At 56.3% G+C, this 247-nt stretch carries 1 protein-coding gene; it reads right to left on the bottom strand.

Annotated elements, in window-relative coordinates; translation table 11 throughout:
* Positions 1-247, bottom strand: a 247-nt coding sequence (locus AAEY83_RS17605; protein ID WP_351061260.1) for an efflux RND transporter permease subunit, incomplete at both ends; no start/stop codon positions are given.

The following is a 247-nucleotide window of genomic DNA, read 5'->3' as shown; positions in this document are numbered from 1 at the left end:
GGATCGCACCTTCAATCAGGTTCTTTTTGACCGTGGCAATCGCCTTGTCCACGAGATTGGTACGGTCGTATACCGTGACCGCCACCACCCCCTCAGGTAGTGACCGATTGACTTGCTCCAGTTTGGCGGCAACGGCCTGAGAGACGGTTCGGCTATTTTCACCGATCAACATGAACACAGTGCCAAGCACGACTTCACGACCGTTTTCGGTAGCGGCCCCCGTACGCAGCTCACGGCCGATATCAAC

The sequence above is a fragment of the Psychrobacter sp. TB20-MNA-CIBAN-0197 genome, from assembly GCF_040309765.1.
Taxonomy (GTDB): Bacteria; Pseudomonadota; Gammaproteobacteria; order Pseudomonadales; family Moraxellaceae; genus Psychrobacter; species Psychrobacter submarinus.
This window is presented reverse-complemented; position numbering and strand designations above follow the sequence as displayed.